This is a genomic window from Streptomyces sp. NPDC107521 (assembly GCF_055598485.1).
Genome location: NZ_JBVKAT010000014.1, coordinates 142,087 through 155,309, shown reverse-complemented (window position 1 = coordinate 155,309; position 13,223 = coordinate 142,087). Strand labels below are relative to the sequence as shown.

Annotated in this window: 13 protein-coding genes; 8 read left to right on the top strand and 5 right to left on the bottom strand. The window is 77.0% G+C overall.

Going from position 1 to position 13,223, the window contains the following annotated elements:
• Nucleotides 1-137 precede the first annotated feature (137 nt).
• Nucleotides 138-983, top strand: coding sequence for a spermidine synthase (locus ACZ7LB_RS21415; RefSeq protein ID WP_471470315.1), 846 nt, complete (start codon nucleotides 138-140; stop codon nucleotides 981-983).
• Between the two features lie 113 nt (nucleotides 984-1,096).
• On the opposite strand, the gene ACZ7LB_RS21410 is transcribed toward ACZ7LB_RS21415, so the two are convergent.
• A complete protein-coding gene (locus ACZ7LB_RS21410; protein ID WP_471470313.1) occupies nucleotides 1,097-2,173 on the bottom strand; it encodes a DUF8017 domain-containing protein in 1,077 nt (358 codons plus the stop codon).
• 105 nt (nucleotides 2,174-2,278) lie between these two features.
• Nucleotides 2,279-3,064, bottom strand: coding sequence for a DUF8017 domain-containing protein (locus tag ACZ7LB_RS21405; protein ID WP_471470311.1), 786 nt, complete (start codon nucleotides 3,062-3,064; stop codon nucleotides 2,279-2,281).
• 289 nt (nucleotides 3,065-3,353) lie between these two features.
• Here ACZ7LB_RS21405 and ACZ7LB_RS21400 point away from each other — a divergent pair, with 289 nt between their 5' ends.
• Together ACZ7LB_RS21400 and ACZ7LB_RS21395 are read left to right on the top strand one after the other, a co-directional pair.
• Nucleotides 3,354-3,809 carry a DUF4442 domain-containing protein gene (locus ACZ7LB_RS21400; RefSeq protein ID WP_471470397.1) on the top strand — a complete coding sequence of 152 codons (456 nt, stop codon included), beginning with the start codon at nucleotides 3,354-3,356 and terminating at the stop codon, nucleotides 3,807-3,809.
• A gap of 91 nt (nucleotides 3,810-3,900) precedes the next feature.
• Entirely contained in the window at nucleotides 3,901-4,551 is a 651-nt protein-coding gene (locus tag ACZ7LB_RS21395) for a DedA family protein (RefSeq protein ID WP_161226725.1), read from the top strand.
• A 54-nt stretch (nucleotides 4,552-4,605) separates the two neighbouring features.
• On the opposite strand, the gene ACZ7LB_RS21390 is transcribed toward ACZ7LB_RS21395, so the two are convergent.
• Entirely contained in the window at nucleotides 4,606-5,133 is a 528-nt protein-coding gene (locus tag ACZ7LB_RS21390; RefSeq protein WP_471470309.1) for a gamma carbonic anhydrase family protein, read from the bottom strand.
• A 107-nt stretch (nucleotides 5,134-5,240) separates the two neighbouring features.
• Between ACZ7LB_RS21390 and ACZ7LB_RS21385 the strand changes: the two genes are divergently transcribed.
• Nucleotides 5,241-6,071, top strand: coding sequence for an acyltransferase (locus ACZ7LB_RS21385; RefSeq protein ID WP_471470307.1), 831 nt, complete (start codon nucleotides 5,241-5,243; stop codon nucleotides 6,069-6,071).
• 559 nt (nucleotides 6,072-6,630) lie between these two features.
• A complete protein-coding gene (locus ACZ7LB_RS21380) occupies nucleotides 6,631-7,206 on the top strand; it encodes a YbaK/EbsC family protein (protein ID WP_471470305.1) in 576 nt (191 codons plus the stop codon).
• Between the two features lie 96 nt (nucleotides 7,207-7,302).
• Here ACZ7LB_RS21380 and ACZ7LB_RS21375 read toward each other — a convergent pair whose 3' ends face one another.
• Complete coding sequence (locus ACZ7LB_RS21375) at nucleotides 7,303-8,094, bottom strand: DUF4232 domain-containing protein (protein WP_471470303.1); 792 nt, start codon at nucleotides 8,092-8,094, stop codon at nucleotides 7,303-7,305.
• A gap of 179 nt (nucleotides 8,095-8,273) precedes the next feature.
• On the opposite strand from ACZ7LB_RS21375, the gene ACZ7LB_RS21370 reads away from it, so the two are divergent.
• Nucleotides 8,274-10,562, top strand: coding sequence for an ATP-binding protein (locus tag ACZ7LB_RS21370; RefSeq protein ID WP_471470302.1), 2,289 nt, complete (start codon nucleotides 8,274-8,276; stop codon nucleotides 10,560-10,562).
• A gap of 528 nt (nucleotides 10,563-11,090) precedes the next feature.
• Here the strand turns inward: ACZ7LB_RS21370 and ACZ7LB_RS21365 are convergent.
• Nucleotides 11,091-11,501, bottom strand: coding sequence for a CoA-binding protein (locus tag ACZ7LB_RS21365; RefSeq protein WP_471470301.1), 411 nt, complete (start codon nucleotides 11,499-11,501; stop codon nucleotides 11,091-11,093).
• A gap of 119 nt (nucleotides 11,502-11,620) precedes the next feature.
• Between ACZ7LB_RS21365 and ACZ7LB_RS21360 the strand changes: the two genes are divergently transcribed.
• Both ACZ7LB_RS21360 and ACZ7LB_RS21355 read left to right on the top strand, forming a co-directional pair.
• On the top strand, nucleotides 11,621-12,331 hold the full coding sequence (locus tag ACZ7LB_RS21360) for a hypothetical protein (protein ID WP_471470300.1): 711 nt from the start codon (nucleotides 11,621-11,623) through the stop codon (nucleotides 12,329-12,331).
• A gap of 53 nt (nucleotides 12,332-12,384) precedes the next feature.
• Complete coding sequence (locus tag ACZ7LB_RS21355) at nucleotides 12,385-13,011, top strand: YigZ family protein (RefSeq protein WP_471470298.1); 627 nt, start codon at nucleotides 12,385-12,387, stop codon at nucleotides 13,009-13,011.
• The last annotated feature ends 212 nt before the right edge of the window (nucleotides 13,012-13,223 follow it).

The following is a 13,223-nucleotide window of genomic DNA, read 5'->3' as shown; positions in this document are numbered from 1 at the left end:
GAACCGTTCCGCCGCCCCGCCCCGCGCCCCCGCCCGGCGTCGCCCCGCTGCCCCTGCCCGGCGTGGCCCCCGCTGCCCCTGCCCGGCCTCCCTCCCCTCCCCGCCGCGCTCCCGGCCCGTCCCGGCACAATGGCCCGGTGAACGAAGCCGTGCCCGTCTCCCTCGTCACCGGACAGGGGACCGTCAAACTGATGCCCGACGTCGACCGCGAGCGGGCCTGGCTGCTCACCGTCGACGGTGCCCCGCAGTCCTACGTGGACCTGGACGACCCGGAGCACCTGGAGTTCGAGTACACCCGCCGGATCGGGCACGCCCTGGACGTCCTCGCCGCACCGGGCCGCCCGCTGGACGTGCTGCACCTCGGCGGCGGCGCGCTCACCCTGCCCCGGTACGTGGCCGCCACCCGGCCCGGCTCCCGGCAGGACGTGGTCGAGGCCGACGGAGGACTGCTCGGCCTCGTCCTGGAGCACCTGCCGCTGCCGGAGGGCGCGGGCGTCACCGCGCACGCCGCCGACGCCCGCGCCTGGCTGGAGGCGGCCCCGGACGACTCGGCCGACGTGATCGTCGCCGACGTCTTCGGCGGCTCGCGGGTACCGGCGTCGCTCGCCTCGGCCGGATACGCCCGCGCGGCGGCACGGGTGCTGCGGACCGGCGGGGTGCACCTCGCCAACCTCGCGGACCAGGCGCCGTTCGGCTTCCTGCGGGCCCAACTCGCCGGTTTCGCCCAGCTCTTCGCGGAGGTGGCGGTCGTCGCGGAACCGGGGGTGCTGCGGGGCCGCCGGTTCGGCAACGCCGTGGTCCTGGCCTCCCGGCAGCCCCTGGACACGGACGCGCTGGCCCGGCGCTGCGCCGCCGACGCCTTCCCGGCCCGGGTCGTGCACGGACCGGCCCTGCGGGAGCTGGTCGGGGGCGCCCGGCCGGTGCGGGACGAGGACGCGCGGCCCTCGCCCCCGCCGCCGGACGGCGCGTTCGGCATCGGCTGACGGGGGCGGCGGGGCCGGACGGGCGCGGGGGCGGTCCTCGCCCCCGTCGCCGGCCGGCGGCGCCCGGAGCGCCGGCCCGTGCACGACCCGGGCCGGGAACGCGCCGGGGAGGGCTATCCCTCCGTCGGGGGCTCCTCGGTCAGCCGCACCGTGCTGAGGATCTTCCGGACCGTCTCGTCCGGCACCTCGTCGGTGACGCCCTTGGCGCCGTACAGGTTCCAGGTGACGAAGTCGCCCGCGCTGTTCTTGAAGGCGAAGGTGGTGGCCTTGCCCTCGCTGTCGCACTTCCCCTTCTGGGGGGTGCCCTCGGAGTGGGCCGTGATCACACTGCCCTCGATGCCGGAGGCGGTGGTGTAGGGCTTGGCCTTGCCGTACTTGACGCTCTTCTTGTCCGGCTGGGTGTAACCGCCGTAGATCCACCACGGCACCCGGGTTTCGGCGGCCATGTCGGTGTCCTTGGCGCCGTTCTCGCCGCGGGTGCCCGCGGTGGCGAGCGCGGTGTTCTCCTTGCGGCCGTCCTTGTCCTCGTCCGTCGAGCACCACTTGGACTTGAGGTAGGCGGGCGCGGTGACGCTGGTGCGCTCCGTCTTGCCCTTCTCCTCCCACTCGAAGCCGACGCTGGTGTCGGGCGTCTCGATCTCCCAGTCGGCGGGCACGTCGAAGAGGGTGCCGAAGCGCGGGTTGGCGACGACCTTCCAGCCGGGGACGGTCGCCTCCAGCTCGCCGTCCCCGCGCTCGCTGTCGCCGCCGCGCGGGTTGCCGCCGGAGACCGGCGCGCTCGGATCCCGCGACTCCTGCGACGGGGACGCCGAGCCGGTCGCCGATCCGCTCGCGACGGGCTTCGGGTCCTTGCCGTCGTCGGCCTTGTCGTCCTTGTCGCCGCCCAGCACCAGGAAACCGGTGACGCCCGCCGCCACGACCACGGCGAGGGAGGCCACGAGGGCCACCAGCCTGGTCCGGTTCTTCCCGCCGCCACCACCGCCGTCACCGCTCCCGCCGCCGACGACGGTGGGCGGCTGAGGGGTGCCCGGAGCCTGCGGAGCGCCCCACTGCGGCTGCTGCCCGTAGGGGTTCGGCTGCTGGTAACCGGGCTGCTGGTACGGATTCGGCTGCTGGTATCCCGGCTGTTGGTACGGGTTGTTCTGCTGCGGGTTCTGCTCGCCCCCGGGCGGCTGCTGTCCTGGCCACATGCCCAGCACCCTAGTGGGGCCCGGGAAACGATTCGGTCACCGGCCCTTGTCAGGGACGTACCGAAACGGGGGCCGTGCGGGTGTGCCCGGCGGCCCCCGGCGCGGTCAGGTCTCCGACGGCGTGTACTCCCGCACGGTGGCGGCGATCCGCCGGACCGTGCCGTCGGGCACCTCGTCGCGGATCCCGGCGGCGCCGGTGAAGGACCAGGACACCAGGGCGCCGTCGCCGCTCCGGAAGGCGAAGGTCGTGGCCTTGCCCTCGGTGCCGCACCGGCCCTTCCTGGGCGCGCCCGCGGAGCGCGAGGTGGCGATGCTTCCGGTGATGCCGGAGGCGGTGGTGAAGGAGGTGACCGGGCCGGTCGTGACGGCCCCGCGGTCGGGCTGGGCGTACGAGCCGAAGACCCATTCCGAGGAGTCGTGCCGCGCGATCTCCCCGGTGGTGCGGGCGCTCTTGTTGCCGCGGGTGCCCGCCGCGGCCAGCTCCGTGTGCTCGACGCGGCCGTCGCGGTCGGCGTCCTCGCCGCACCACTTCTCCTTGAGCACCGCCGGCGCCTTCATGCCGACGAGCATCTTCTCGTCGGGGTCCTGGTCGTCCGTGACCCAGCTGACCCAGGTGACCGGCTTGAGCGCCCAGGCGGACGGCACGTCGAAGGCGATGCCGAGACCGGGGTTGACCACCGTCCTCCAGCCGTCGACCGTCGGACGCGGCCCGTCGTCGCCGTCCCGGGGGTTGCCGGCGGCGGGCGACGCCGACGCCGGCGGCTCCGGCGTCACGGGGGAGGAGGCGGGCGGGGCCGGGTCGGCCCGGTCGTCCCCGCCACCGCCCAGCAGGACGATCCCGGTCACCGAGCCGGCGACCACGACGGCCGCCGCGGCGACGGTGGCGATCACCCCCGTCCGCCCGCCTCCCGGCCGGGAGGGTCCGCCGCCCGCCGGGGGAGCGGGGGTGGCCGCGGGGGCGGCGGTGACCGTGGGAGCGTTCCAGGGGGCGGGCCCCCCTCCGGCGTGGGGAGAGGGCTGCTGCTGGTATCCGGGCTGGTGGTACGGGTTGGGCCGTCCCGGCCCCCCGGCGGACGACTGCTCTCCCGGCCACATGGGCGGCAAGCATACGGCGAACACCGGACCGCTCCGGCCGCCGCGTACTACCGATGGGTAACATGTCGTCATGAGCGCAGACCAGATGTCGATCGGCGAGCTGCTCGCCGCCACGGTGCCCATGGTGCGGACCCTGAACCTGGAGTACCTGGAGACCACCCCGGAGCGGGCGGTCCTCGCCCTGCCCGACCGGAGCGAGTACCGCAACCACGTGGGCGGCCCGCACGCCGGGGCCATGTTCACCCTCGGCGAGTCCGCCAGCGGCGCCGTCGTGCTGGCCGCCTTCGGGGACCAGCTCTCCCGGGCCGTCCCGCTGCCGGTCAGCGCCGAGATCGCGTTCAGGAGGATCGCCCTGGGCCCCGTCACCGCGACCGCCACGCTCGGCCGCCCGGCGGCCGAGGTCGTCGCGGAGCTGGACGAGGGCCGCCGCCCGGAGTTCCCGGTGCGCGTCGCGATCCGCCGCGAGGACGGCACGGTCACCGGGGAGATGACGGTGACGTGGACCCTCCGGCCCAGCGGGCGGGCCGAGGCGACCCGGTAGGCTTTCGGGGGAGACGCCCCGACCAGGGCGCACCCCGGGAAGCGGCGAGCCGCGCCCGGAGCGGAAGGCACGCGAATCGGAGGGGGCTGCGTTGCACGTCCAGGAATGGCTCGACACGGTTCCCGCGGCGGCCGTCTACGCCGTCGTCGGCCTGGTCATCGGTCTGGAGAGCCTGGGCATCCCCCTGCCGGGCGAGATCATCCTGGTCTCGGCGGCCCTCCTCTCCTCCCAGCACGGCGGGATCGACCCGTTCGTCCTGGGCGCCTGCGCCACCGCCGGCGCGATCATCGGCGACTCCATCGGCTACGCCATCGGACGCAAGGGCGGCCGGCCCCTGCTGGCCTGGCTCGGCCGGAAGTTCCCGAAACACTTCAGCGAGGGGCACATCGCCACCGCCGAGCGGTCCTTCCAGAAGTGGGGCATGTGGGCCGTCTTCTTCGGTCGCTTCGTCGCCCTGCTGCGCATCTTCGCCGGTCCGCTGGCCGGTGTGCTGCGCATGCCCTACTGGAAGTTCCTGACCGCCAACATCCTGGGCGGCATCCTCTGGGCGGGCGGCACCACGGCCGTCATCTACTACCTCGGCGTCGTCGCGGAGTCCTGGCTCAAGCGCTTCTCCTGGCTGGGCCTGGTGGCCGCGGTCGCCATCGGCATCGGCTCCATGCTGATCGTCAAGCGCAAGGCGGCGAAGGCGCAGTCCGCCCAGCGGCAGCCGGAGACGGAGCCGGTCGCGGCCGGCGACTGAACCCGGCCGTCGGCCCCTCCCGCGGGGGCCGGGTCCGGCGCACCGGCCGGAGGCTCACCCGTGGAGCGCCCGGTGCTCCCGCGCCAGTTCCCCGTAGGCCGTGCCGTTGCGCGTGATCCCCTCGCGCTCCTCGGCGGTCAGCTCCCGGCGGACCTTGGCGGGCACCCCGGCCACCAGCGACCCCGGTGGCACCCGCATCCCCTGCGGCACCAGCGCCTGCGCCGCGACCAGCGAGCCCGCCCCGATCTCCGCGCCGTTGAGCACCGTGGCGCCCATGCCGATCAGGCAGTCGTCCCCGACGGACGCGCCGTGCACCACCGCGTTGTGCCCGATCGACACCCGCTCCCCGACCGTCACCGGGAAACCGGGATCGGCGTGCAGGGTGCAGTTGTCCTGCACGTTGCTGTCCGCGCCGACGGAGATCCGCTCCGTGTCGCCCCGCAGCACCGCCCCGTACCAGACGCTCGTCCCCGGGCCCAGCCTCACGTCGCCGAGGACGGACGAGGTCGGTGCCAGGAAGGCGGCCGCGGCCACCTCGGGCCGCTTGCCGCCGATCGCGCCGATCAACGCCTTGTGGGTCATGTGTGCCTCCCGCTCGGATGATGGACGGCACCGTACGCCACCCCGTGGGGTGAAGATCACAGGAGTCCGGCACCGCGCGCGGAGCGGGCCCTGAGTACGGTGAGCGGGTGCCCAAGCGGAAGAACGCGTTCTCGTCCTGGCCGAGCCGGCTCGCGCAGCGGGCCGTCCACGCGGGCTGGGACTGGGTGCGGCGCACCGGTTCCGTCACCGCCGAGCACCCCGGCCGCCTCCGCTTCGGCGCGCTCGGCACCGGCACCCGGCTCGCCTTCCCCCTCGGCACCGTCTTCGGCGAACCCTGGATCCACCTCGGCGCCCACTGCGTCATCGGGGAGCAGGTCACCCTGACCGCCGGTCTGATGCCCGACCTCGACCTCGGCCCCGAGCCGATCCTGCGCGTCGGCGACGGAGTCGTCCTGGGCCGGGGCAGCCATGTCATCGCGGACACCTCGGTCACCATCGGCAGCGACTGCTACATCGGCCCCTACGTCTACGTGACCTCCACCAACCACTCCTACGACGACCCCCACCAGCCCATCGGCAAGCAGTGGCCCCGGATGGAACCGGTGGAGATCGGCCCCGGCTGCTGGATCGGCACCGGCGCGGTCGTCCTGCCCGGCGCCCGGATCGGACGGAACGTGGTGGTCGCCGCCGGGGCCGTGGTGCGGGGCACGGTCCCCGACCACGCGGTGGTGGCGGGCGCCCCGGCCCGTGTCGTACGGCGCTGGACACCGGACGGGGGCTGGCGGCCGCCGCTGCGGACCCCGGCGCCGGTGCCACTGCCGGAGGGGATCACCCCGGAGCAGTTGCGGGCGCTGTCGGCGCTGGAGGAGGGGGCGCCGGCGACGGACGTGCCCGCCGCCAGCACCGCTCCCGCCGCGCCGGACGCCCGGGGCGGCGGGAGGACGGCGGGGCTCGCGGAGCCGGCGGCGGACGGCTGACCGGGGCCGCCGCGGGCCGACCGGGATCGTCTCGGGCCGGGCGGGCCCGCCTTGAGGTGACAGGGATCGTCTCGGGCCGACCCGGTCGTTTCGGGTCGGGCGGGTCCGCCTTGAGGTGACCGGTGTCGCCCCGGGGCGGGCGGGCCCGCCCTGAGCCGACCCGGAACCGCCCGGGCGGGGCCGCGTCCCCGTTCCCGCCCCGCGTCCCCGCCCTCGCCCCCGTTCCGGAGGGTCTCCGCGCTCGTCGTCGCTCCGGTGCGCCCGTGTCACCGGCCCGCTGCGGCGGGCCCCGGGCCTCCGCGTCCGGGTGGACTCGGTGTTCGCCGGGCCCCCGGTCCCGCGTTCCGCCCGCGCCGCAGGGCGCCTCGGCTCCCGGTCCGGCACCGGGTGCCGCCCGTGCCCGTGCCTCCCGTGCCCGTGCCGCTCGTGCCCGCCTCCGCGCCGCCCCTGCCCGCTCGGTCCGCTCACCGCTCCGGCGTCCGGGGCCGCGCGGTCGTCGTGGTGCCCGTCCCCTGAGACGGCGGGCCGGTCCGGGTGCGGCGGTTGCTAGCGTGCGGCCATGCGCGCACCCATCGGTGACTTCGACCACGCCACGCCCGTCCCGGACTGCCTCGACGAACTGACCGCCCCGGTCGCCGCCGCCGTGCGCGGCTGGAGCGGCGCCGTACCGGCGGAGCGGATCCTCTACGTCGACACCGACCCCCAGTGGGCCGACACCGCCGTCTTCGTCGAGCACTACGGACGCGACCTGCTGGAGCGGTCCGCGAACTGCGTGGTGGTGGCCGGCCGGCGCGGCGGCGGGACCACGCTCGCCGCCTGCGTGGTGCTCTCCACCACCCGGGTCGACGTCAACGGGGTGGCGCGCCGCACGCTCGGCGCCCGCAAGGCGTCCTTCGCCCCGATGGACACGGCCACCGGCGAGAGCGGCATGGAGTACGGCGGCATCACTCCCGTCGGCCTGCCCGACGGCTGGCCGGTGCTGGTGGACTCGGCCGTCGTCGACCTGCCCTACGTCCTCGTCGGCAGCGGCCGCCGCCGGGGCAAGCTCCTGGTGCCGGGCAAGGCCCTCGCGGAACTGCCGGGCGCGGAGGTGGTCGAAGGGCTCGGGGTGCCCCTCGCACCCGCGGCGGGCTGACCCCCGGTCCGCCCGCCGCGCCCCTGAGCGGGCGAGCGGCGGTGCCCCGGGCGGGGCGAACGGCCGTGCCCGTCCGGCGACGCACCCGGCGGGCCGCTACTGCTGCCGGGTGTCGGCCTGCCGCATCGAGGCGACGGCGCCGTCCACCGTCGAGTCGTACAGGCCGAGCTGGGGGACGGAGACGCGGACCCGGGAGCCGAGGGGGACGCTGCGGGTGTCGGCGGCGGCCATGTGCGCCGGGCTCAGCAGGATGTTCATCTCGTTGACGCGCTTCTGGGCGCCGCCGGTGCTCCCGCCGGGGGCGAGGTCGAGGACGGCGTACGCCTTCGCGCCCGCGGGCAGGGTGTGATCCGGGCCGCCGATGCCCCCGGGGACCAGGGGCCGGAGGTTGCGCTCCCGCCCGGAGCCGCCCCGGTTGCCGAGGCCGACGTCGGGGATCAGGTCCAGGACGCAGGCGGTGGTCCCGGTGTTGGCCACCTCGATGATCCGCCGCGACCCGTCCGGGCGGACGTTCAGGGCGAGTTGCTCCATGGTGCAGGAGCCCTCCAGGGCGCCCTCGGCCGCGTCGTCCGCCGGGGAGCCGTCCGACGCCTCGGGCGCCTCGGGGGCCCTCGTGCCGCGGAGCGCCTGCGGGGTCCGGCCGCCGCCGCTGTCGTCGGGAGTCTCCCCGGCGGAGGACGGGCCGTCCGGCTCCGGTGCCCCCGCCGGGGGCACGGAGGGAGCCGGCTCCGCCTCCGCCCTGCCGGCCGCGGAGGCGGAGGCGCTTCCCTCCGGCGGGACCGGGGCGGAGACCAACCCGTCGCCGCCACCGGAGCAGGCGGTGAGACCCAGGGCCAGAGCCGCGGCGGTGACGGCGAGCGGGACGCGGCGCTGAGGTCGGGTAGGCATGAGAGGTCCTCAAGGGGTGTGGGGGAAGACCGGATTCAGGTCAACTCCACCACCGGGCACCGCGCCGCCGCCAGGAAGTCGTACCGGCAGAAGTACGGTCCTGCATACTTCTGCCGGACCCGGAATCCGCCCGCGCGCCCGGGGACGCACCGGCCACGGCACGCACGGGGGACCGCACGATGAGCACCTGCACCGCCGACTCCGCCCGAGGAGAGTTCGCGTCGCTGCTGCGCGGCCTGCGCGGGCGGGCCGGGCTCAGCCAGGAGGAACTGGCCCACCGGGCCGGACTGAGCGTGCGGGCGGTCGCCGACATGGAACGCGGACGGACCCGGGGCCCGCAACGCCGCACGGTGGCCGCGCTGGTGGCGGCGCTCGCGCCCGGCGAGGCCGGGGCCGAGGCGCTGGAGCGCGCGGCCGCCGGGGGCCGGCCCCGCCCGAGGGCGACCCCCGCGGCACCCGCCGGGCTGCGACTGCCGCGCGACGTGCGGGACTTCACCGCCCGCGACACGGACCTCGCCCGGCTGCGCGCGCTGGCCGGGGACCCCGGCACCGGGGACCCGCCGGTGGTCCTGGTCACCGGCCAGCCGGGGCTGGGCAAGACGGCCTTCGCGGTGCGGGCGGCCCACGGCCTCGCGAAGCGCTACCCCGACGGACAGCTCGCCGTCGACCTGCACGGCACGCGGACGCCCCCGGTCGACCCGCGCGAGGTCCTGCTGCTGCTCCTGCGGGCGTGCGGGATCGCCGAGAACACCGTGCCGCAGGACACCGAGGGCCGCGCGGACCTGTTCAGGACCGTGGCCGCGGAGCGGCGGATGCTGCTGCTGCTCGACAACGCCGCCGACGAGGACCAGGTCCGGCCGCTGCTGCCCGCCGCCGGTCCGGTGCTGACCCTGGTCACCAGCCGCAACGCCCTCACCGGGCTGGAGGGCGCGCACCGCTTCTCGCTCGGGGTGCTGCGCCGCGAGGAGTCCGTCGCCCTGTTCAGCCGGGTCATCGGTCCGGAGCGGGTGGCCGCGGAGGCGCAGGCGGCGCGTGATCTGGCCGACCTGTGCGGGCAGTTGCCGCTGGCGGTGCGGATCGCCGCCCAGCGGCTGGCGGCCCGGCCGCAGGAGCGGCTCGCCCGGCTCGCGGCCCAACTCGCCGACGAGGGAAGGCGGCTGGACGCCCTGCGGGCCGGGGACCTCCAGGTGCGGGCGACGTTCGCCCTCTCCTACGGGCTGCTGGACCCCTTGGCGCGGCGGGTGCTGCGGCGCGCCACGCTGGCCGCCGGTCCCGACTTCTCCCCGCGGACCGCCGCGCTGCTCGCGGGGACGACGCTGCGGGAGGCCGAGCGGTGCGTGGAGGAACTGGCCGACCGGGGGCTGCTGCAACCGGACCCGGCCGCCGAGCGCTACCGCTTCCACGACCTGCTCCGCCTGTTCGCCGCCGAGCAGTTGGCCGAGGACGACCCCGCCGGGCTCGCCCGGGTCCGGGAGGCCACCGCCCTCTGGACCCTGGCCCGCGCCACCGCGGCGGCGCTCCACTTCGATCCCGAGCGCTCCCCGGCCGGCGACCCGGACCGGGCCACCGCGCCCCACGGGACCGAGGAGGCGCGAAGCTGGCTGGAGGCGGAGCGGGCCCAGTGGCTCGACGCCCTGGGCCGGGCGCTCGCGGACGGGCACCACCGGGAGGTCCTGGACACGGCGGAGGCCATGCACTGGTTCTCGGACCGCGCCCAGGAGTGGGAGCAGTGGGCGGAGGTGTTCCTCGACTCGGTGGCCGCCGCCCGCGCGCTGGGCAGCAGGAGCGACGAGGCCGTCCACCTCAACTACCTCGCCTGGGCGTACAACCTGTGCGTCCGCGACCCCGCCTCCGGGCTGGCCACGGCCCGTGCGGCGCTCGCCGTGGCGCGCGAGGTGGGCGACCTCCTCCAGGAGGGCTGGGCCCGCGGGTACGGGGCGGGCGCGCTGCACCGGCTCGGGCGGCCCGAGGAGGCGGTGGCGTGGCTGGAGAAGTCCGCCGACTGCCACCGCCGGAACCCCGCGCCGCAGGCCCGGCTGGCGGAGCTGTCCACGCTCAACGCGCTGGGCGCGCACCTGCGGTCCATGGGGCGGGCCGAGGAGGCGCTGGTCCTCCACCGGCGCAGCGAGGCACTGGGCCGGGCCGGGATCCCCGGCCAGTCCGCCGAACTCCTGGCGCTCTACCGGGACAGCACCTTTCACCACCTCGCCCGCGACCTCGGCGGGCTGGAGCGCTGGGCGGAGGCGGAACCGCTGCTGCGCCGCGCCCTGGAGGGCTTCGAGGCGGCCGGGATGGCCGCGTGGAGCGAGCCGGTCCGCCTCGACCTCGCCATCACCCTGCGCCGGCTGGGCCGGTCGGCGGAGGCCCGCGCGCTGCTGGAGGCCGCCCGCCGGGGGCTGGCCGAGCAGAGCCATCCCCGGCAGGCGGAGGCCGAGCTGGAGCTGGAGGCGATCAGATCCGGGTCCTGAGCCGGGGCTCGCCCCCCGCCGGGCCGCTCCCGGGTCCCGCCGCCGGCCCCGGCTCCGGAGGCCGTCGTCCTCCGCGGTGCCGGGCGTCGCGGAGGCGGGCGGGGCCGGAGCGCGGGCCCTCCCGGACCGCGCCGTGCGGTGCGGTCCCGTGGCGCGGGAGGGCGCGGCACGGCTCGCAGGGCGATCCGGACCGGGTCGGTGGTGGTGCGCACGCCCTGCGGGGCGGCCCTCCGCCGGGCGTGCGCCGCGTCGACGGACACCGGACGGCCGTGCCGCCCCGCCCGCCGGGCCGGTGCCCGTCACCGGGACGGCCCCGCCCGCCGGGCCGGTACCCGGGACCGGGACGGCTCCCGGCCGCCAACCCGCTTCGGCCGCCGGCCGCCCTCGCCCACCGGGTCGGACTGCACCGCCCACGCCTACGCTTCCGCGGCCGGGATCAGCGCTCCCGCGAGCCGCCGTCCGCCCGCGCACCCCCGCCCTCGGACAACGCCTGCGGACGCCCGCCTCCGGCCCCGGGGCCCCCGTGTGTCACCCGCCCAGGCGGGGGATCTCGATGGCGGGGCAGCGGTCCATGACCATCTCCAGCCCGGCCGTCCGGGTCCGCTCGTAGGCGGCCCCGTCGACCACCCCGAGCTGGAACCAGACCGCGCGGGCGCCCTTGGCCACCGCCTCGTCGGCCACCGCGCCGGCCTGCTCGCTGTTGACGAACACGTCCACCACGTCCACGTCGAACGGGATCTCCGTGAGCGAGGCGTACCCCCGCTCGCCGTGCACCGTCTCCGCCTTGGGATGCACGGGCACGACCCGCTTGCCGAAGCGCTGGAGCACCTCCGCGACGCCGTACGCCGCGCGCCGCCGGTTGGACGACAGGCCGACCACGGCCCAGGTGTCGCCCAGCCCGGTCAGAATCCTGCGGACGGTCGCCTCATCGCCGTACACCTGCGGCCTCCTCGTATGTCGCGGACGGCACCGGTTCGTCCCGTCCCCACCCCGGACAACCGGCGGCACGGTGCGGGGATTCCCGCGCGCCGCGCCCCCGGGGCGCCTACGCTCGGCACGTGCTGCGCATCATCGACGCCCGGAGCGGGGAGCCGGTCCCCGCCGCCCCCGCCCGACGTGCCCCGACCCGCGTCATGGCCCACGCGCCGGACCGCGACCCCACCGGCCTGCGTGTGCTGCTCGTGGCGGACCTCCTGGTCCGTGCCCTGGAGCTGGGCGGCACCCCCGTGTGGGCGGTGCTCCCGCCCGGCGCGCGGCCCCGCCCGGACGCGTCCCGCCTGGGCGTCCGGCCCTTCGAGGACGGCGCGGACGGCGCGCCCGACGGGATCCGCACGCTCCATGTCGCGGCGGAGGGCGCCGTACCCCCGGACGGCCCCGTCGTCGCGGTCGCCCCCGTCCGGGCGGCCGACCCGGACCCGGCGGCCGCCGCCGACCCGGACGCCCTGCGCGCGGCCCTGCTCCGACGGCACCACCACACGCCCCTGGAGCTCGGCGCTGCCGCCCTCGACACGGCCCGCGCCGCGCTGCTGGACCGGCGCCGGGCCGTCGCCGACTGGGCCCGCCACCCCTCGCGCCCCGTCCCGGACACCGTGCGCGAGCGGCTCCGCGCCGCCTGGAACGACGACCTGGACGCCCCCGGTGTCCTCGCCGTCCTGGCCGCGGCCGCCGCCGACCCCGGCCTCCCGGAGGGCGCCCGCTTCGAGATCCACGCCCACGCCGACCGCTTCCTCGGCCTCGGGCTGACCGCCGCCGTCGGCACCCCGCCGTGACCCCGCCCGACCGCGCCGTGGGGGGCCCGGCGGCGGACGCATAGGCTGGGCGGATGCAGGACGAGTACCGGACGGTCGCCCGCGCGGGCGTGCACGAGACCGAGATCAACCGCTCGCGCTTCCTCTGCGCCCTCGCCCCCGCGGCCACCGAGGAGGAGGCCCAGGCGTTCATCGCGGGAGTGCGCAGGGAGCACGCCACCGCCACCCACAACTGCTGGGCCTACGTCATCGGCGCCGACGCCTCGGTGCAGAGGGCCAGCGACGACGGCGAGCCCGGCGGCACCGCGGGTGTCCCCATGCTCCAGATGCTGCTCCGCCGCGACATGCGGTACGTCGTCGCCGTCGTCACCCGCTACTACGGGGGCGTCAAGCTCGGCGCGGGCGGTCTGATCCGCGCCTACGGCGGCGCCGTCGGGGAGGCCCTGGACGATCTGGGCACCCTCACCCGCCGCCGGTTCCGCCTGGCCACGGTGACCGTCGACCACCAGCGGGCCGGGAAGCTCCAGAACGACCTGCGCGCCACCGGACGCACCGTGCGGGACGTCCGCTACGCCGAGGACGTCACCCTGGAGATCGGGCTGCCCGACGCCGACGTGGACGCCTTCCGCAGCTGGCTGGCGGACGCCACGGCGGGCACCGCCGGGTTCGAGTTGGGCGGCGAGGCGTACGGCGACACCTGAGCCCGGCCGTCCCCGCGCCGCCCGCCTCCCGCCCGGGACATGCCGGGTCGGCACCGGAGAAGCCGCGAACCGGGATGGACCGGGGCGAATCACCCCCACGGGTGCAGGGAGGGGCCCGCGGAGGCACTAGCGTGGTCGGGGGCCGGCTCCCAGCCGGTCCGGCGGACGGACGCGGCCGGCGACGGCCGGGAGCGGTGGGGGCGGACATGCGG